The organism is Parafrankia sp. BMG5.11, assembly GCF_004337455.1.
In genome coordinates this window covers 1-3,873 of the sequence record NZ_SJXI01000079.1, presented here as the reverse complement: position 1 = coordinate 3,873, position 3,873 = coordinate 1, and the positions used below count along the sequence as shown (strand labels likewise).

General features: G+C 69.5%; 6 protein-coding genes. 4 read left to right on the top strand and 2 right to left on the bottom strand.

The window, feature by feature from the left end; genetic code table 11:
* From E0504_RS39920 to E0504_RS53730, 3 genes are all read left to right on the top strand, one after another.
* A partial coding sequence (locus E0504_RS39920) for an integrase core domain-containing protein (RefSeq protein WP_131626932.1) occupies window positions 1–505 on the top strand: 505 nt, incomplete at its 5' end.
* Between the two features lie 80 nt (window positions 506–585).
* Window positions 586–1,551 (top strand): pirin family protein, encoded by a 966-nt coding sequence (locus E0504_RS39915; RefSeq protein WP_112108791.1) that lies wholly within the window; start codon window positions 586–588, stop codon window positions 1,549–1,551.
* A gap of 24 nt (window positions 1,552–1,575) precedes the next feature.
* Window positions 1,576–1,698 carry a hypothetical protein gene (locus E0504_RS53730; RefSeq protein ID WP_255565763.1) on the top strand — a complete coding sequence of 41 codons (123 nt, stop codon included), beginning with the start codon at window positions 1,576–1,578 and terminating at the stop codon, window positions 1,696–1,698.
* Here E0504_RS53730 and E0504_RS39910 read toward each other — a convergent pair.
* Together E0504_RS39910 and E0504_RS51545 are read right to left on the bottom strand one after the other, a co-directional pair.
* A complete protein-coding gene (locus E0504_RS39910; protein WP_112108790.1) occupies window positions 1,695–3,002 on the bottom strand; it encodes an ABC transporter substrate-binding protein in 1,308 nt (435 codons plus the stop codon). The two genes, E0504_RS53730 and E0504_RS39910, sit on opposite strands and share 4 nt — an antisense overlap.
* Before the next feature lie 284 nt (window positions 3,003–3,286).
* Window positions 3,287–3,466, bottom strand: a complete 180-nt coding sequence (locus E0504_RS51545; protein ID WP_207974661.1) for a hypothetical protein — start codon at window positions 3,464–3,466, stop codon at window positions 3,287–3,289.
* Between the two features lie 134 nt (window positions 3,467–3,600).
* On the opposite strand from E0504_RS51545, the gene E0504_RS51540 reads away from it, so the two are divergent.
* On the top strand, window positions 3,601–3,873 hold a 273-nt coding region (locus tag E0504_RS51540), incomplete at its 3' end, for a hypothetical protein (RefSeq protein ID WP_207974660.1).

The window sequence follows — 3,873 nt, the reverse complement described above, 5'->3', positions numbered from 1 at the left end:
CCAGCGGATCTACGTGTTCTTCGTCGTCGAGCACGCCACCCGCCGAGTCCACCTCCTCGGGGTCACCAAGCATCCAACCGCGGCCTGGGTCACCCAACGTGCACGGAACCTGCTGATGGACCTCGAGGAACGTGGCCACCGGTTCCGGTTCCTCATCCGTGACCGTGATACGAAATTCACGGCTTCCTTCGACGCTGTCTTTGCCGGGGCCGGTATCGACGTGGTGCGCACACCGCCACAGTCGCCGCAGGCGAACGCGATCGCGGAACGCTGGGTCGGCACCGCCCGCCGCGAATGCACCGACAGACTGCTGATCCTCTCCGAACGGCACCTGACCTCGGTCCTCGACAGCTACGCGGAGCATTTCAACACCCACCGACCCCACCGCTCCCTCGGCCAACACCCACCCGACTCACCACCCGTGGCCACCCCGACCCCGGGGTCCACCGTCCGTCGCACACGCATCCTCGGCGGGCTGATCAACGAGTACCGCAACGCCGCCTGACACCTCCCCCGGAAGATCGCATCAACCGCAAAAGACCAGCTCACAGGCAGAATCGGGATTCTGGAGCCCCACACGATCCGATGCCCGCGATCACTGTGGACAACCCGCTCGTGCTGCCACGCCTTGGCCGTCCACCAGCGGATGCCGTGTCCCGTCCGGTGGCGCGTGTCGTCGACGCACATCATGCGGTCGAAGGAGCGGGTTTCGAGGTGTGGCGGCCCTTCCCCGGTGGGGTGGACACGCACCTTGCGGACCCGTTCTTCCTTCTGGACCAGATGGGCCCGGTCGACTATGCCCCGATGCAGGCCGTCGGCGCGCCCTGGCACCCGCACCGTGGCCTGGAGACGGTCACCTACCTCATCGACGGTGTCGTCGAGCACCACGACTCCAACGGCGGCGGTGGGATCATCGCCGAGGGTGACACCCAGTGGATGACAGCTGGGGCGGGGATCCTGCACGACGAGGTACCGACGGCGGCCTTCGCTCGATCCGGGGGGCGGACCCATGGGGTACAGCTGTGGGTCAACCTGCCGGCAGCGTTGAAGTTCGCTCCGCCGCGCTACCAGGCCATTACCGGGCGCGAACTGATGTTACTCAGCAGCGTGGACGGCGGCGCGCTGGTCCGGCTCATCGCCGGCGATCTCGGCGGACATGGCGGTCCCGGCGTCACGCACACCCCGATCACCTACGCCCACGCCAGCCTGAACCCGGGCGCGCAGCTGCAGGTGTCCTGGAACCCGGACTTCAACGCGCTGGCCTATGTGCTCAGCGGCCGCGGGTACGCCGGAACGCAACGCCGACCGGTTGAGGCCCACCAACTCGTGGTGTTCGGCCCGGGAGACGCCGTCACCATCGGCGCCGCGGACTCGCAACCAGAGGACACCCCGAACCTGGAGATCCTCCTCCTGGGCGGACTGCCGCTGCGTGAGCCGATCGCCCACTACGGGCCGTTCCTCATGAACAGCCGCGAACAGATCCTGCAGGCCATCGAGGACTACAACGCCGGCCGGATGGGCCGCGTACCCGTCGTCGAATACAGCCGCTGAACCAGGAAAGGACCGGAGCACCACATGACACATACCACTCTGGCCGAGGAGTACCAGCGCGGGAAGCTGTTCTTCGACGCTCAGGACTATGCCGGCGCGGCCCGCACCCTGGCCGGCGTCGTCACCCAGGAATCCCGGCACCTTTAATCCTCGATGGGGGTGCTGCCGATCACCTCGTACTCGGTGGGCTGGCCCTCGTCGTCGAGGGTCGTCACCAGCCCGCCGCGGACGCAGACCGCCGGCAGGTCCGGGTCGGCCTTGCCGTTGCAGCGGAACCGCAGCCCGCCAGCGGCCGGCAGCTCCTTCTCCGGCATCCCCTTGATCGCAGCGATGATGGTCTCCGGGGAGACCTCGCCGGAGATCTCCTCGGTCGCGGACTGGAAGGCGGCGAATACCGTGAACATGGCCATCGCAGCCGTGCGGCCGGTGTCGACGTCCTTGCCGTAGGTGGTCGCGACCGCGTTGATCAGCTGGGTCGCCGGGTTGTCCGTGCCGAGCGGCACCGTCGCGGGGACGGGCATGTCCTCCAGGAAATCGCCCGGCACCGCCTTGCGGGTCCTGTCAGTGATGCACTGCGAGACGCCCGTGACCGTCCCGGTGAATCCGACCGCCCGCAGACCGTTGAACGCGGCGATGCAGAACGCGTCGTTTCCGGTCACCTCGACGATGCCGGGGTCGCCGGAGGCGATGTTCTGCATCTGCGGAGTCATGTCGGCCGTGCCCGGGGGGATTGGCACGACCGAGAGCTCGACGCCGGCCTCGTCGAACGCCGACGGAGCGGCGGTCCGGTAGATGCCCGTCGCGGACGGCACGTCGATCGTGACCGCCGTCACCTTCCCGGCGTCCTCTTCCTTCGCCAGCTGGATTGGGAAATTGATCAGCGAGAAGGCGGAATCGGTGATGGCGAAGGTCGACTCGCTGTCCCGCAGCGGGGCGCCGTTCGCGGAGTGGAACATCACCGGCACGCGAGCGTCGTGCAGAGGCCGCCAGATGCTCTCCACGATCGACGAGGACCCGACGATGACGGCGACGACATCCTCCTCGACCATCCGGTTCGCGCAGTCGGTGCCCTTGGCCGGGTCGGCCAGGGCCTCGCACGTCACCAGCTCGATCGGCCGGCCCGCGATGCCGGAACGGCGCTCGTTCAGGTACCCGACAGTGGCTTCGGCCATGTCGAACTCGACGGAGAGGTCCGACACCGGGCCCTTGCCGTCCGAGATCACCCCGATCCGCACCGGGGTGCCCTCGGCCTTGGCGATCGGCCCGAGGACGGCGGAGATGTCCCCGCTGGGGGTGCTGTCGTCCGCCGACGGGTCCGCGCTGTCGTCGCCGCATCCGGCGGCGAGCAGCAGGCTCGCCGCCACCGCCAGGACGCCCAGGCGGGTGCCAGCCGAGCGTCGCCGCGACCGCTTGCGGGGCATCCCAGCGGCCACATTCTCTGTATTCGGCATACATCTACCTCGTCTCGGTTGTGGTCGGCTGGGGCGGTTCGCCTCCACCGGCTGGGCCGCTCCGGGCGGCACGACGGCTCGTGACGCTGTCCATCGGAGCGGCCTGCTTGCGCTGGTGGGAACGGGTCGCCGGGGCCGCGCCCCGGCCCTGGACCTCGATGCAGCTCTGACGGGGTGCTGATGACTGACGGAGGGCAGCGTCTGGTGGTATGCGCGGCCGGCGACCGGATCAGCTCGCGAGCAGGTGGCGACCGGTGCGGCCGCCCTCGGTCCGGTCGGTCGGCTCAGTCCTCGGTCGGTGGGAAACCGCCCGCCTCGCACTCGGGGGGCTGGCCCTCGTCGTCGAGGGTCGTCACCAGTCCGCTGCGGACGCGGACGGCGGGCGTGGCCGGGTCGGCCTCGCCGGTGCGACGGAACCGCAGTCCGCTCGCACCTGGCAGGTCCTTCTCCGGTACCGCGCTCACGGCCGCGGCGATGGACAACGGGGTGAGGTCGCCGGAGAGCCCTTCGGCCGCCGGCCGCCGGCCGGCGGGCGGCGGGCGGCGGGCACCATGACCGGGGCCATCGTCCCGGGCCTGCTGGTCTCGATGTCCTCGCCGTGGGTGGTCGCGGCGGCGTCGAGCAGGCACATCTACGGGTTGTCCACATCGGGCTCCTGCCGTCCGAGATCAGCCTGATCCGGATCGGGGTGCCCTCGGCAGGCGTGCGCGGCCGCGGCATTTCGGCGGTGTTGATGCTGGTAGTGCTGCTGATGCTGGCAGTGCTGGGGGGCGAGACGTTCTCGCTGTCGTCGCCCCCACAGCCCGCGACGAGGAACGGGTTCGCGGTCCTGGCGGCTTCCGCCAGGGAGCCTAAGAGCGTGTCTTGTGTG